Consider the following 433-nt stretch of genomic DNA (forward strand, 5'->3'; position numbering starts at 1 on the left):
CTATCAGGCCGCGCGCGCGGCCACGGGCCCCGAGCGGGTGGCCGAGTTCGTTCAGGAACTCCACGACACGTGGAAGGGCCTGCAGACGGAGCGCGCCGTGGTCGTGGCGCCCTTGGTCAGCTCGGCCGACCAGCGCGCCGCGGCCATCCGAGAGGTAATGGCGCATGCGCCCGAGGACGCCCCCCCGCAAAGCCCCGCGGCCGACCGCGTCGTGCTTACGAGCCGTCGCGACCTAGGGGCCTGGGGGGACTACAGCCTCGGCCCCCTGGGCCAGACGACCGCGGTTCCGGACTCCGTGGATCTGTCTCGCCAGGGGCTGGCCGTTACGCTGAGTATGGATTGGTTACTGATGAACGAGCTCCTGCGGGTCACCGACGGCGTGTTTCGCGCTTCCGCGTTTCGTCCGTTAGCCGGACCGGAGTCTCCCAGGGAC

The 433-nt window shown here is 70.4% G+C and carries 1 protein-coding gene; it reads left to right on the forward strand.

Going from position 1 to position 433, the window contains the following annotated elements; all coding sequences use genetic code 11:
- A partial coding sequence (locus tag D7W81_RS44685; RefSeq protein WP_208721703.1) for a hypothetical protein occupies positions 1-433 on the forward strand: 433 nt, incomplete at both ends.

The organism is Corallococcus aberystwythensis (assembly GCF_003612165.1).
GTDB lineage: Bacteria > Myxococcota > Myxococcia > Myxococcales > Myxococcaceae > Corallococcus > Corallococcus aberystwythensis.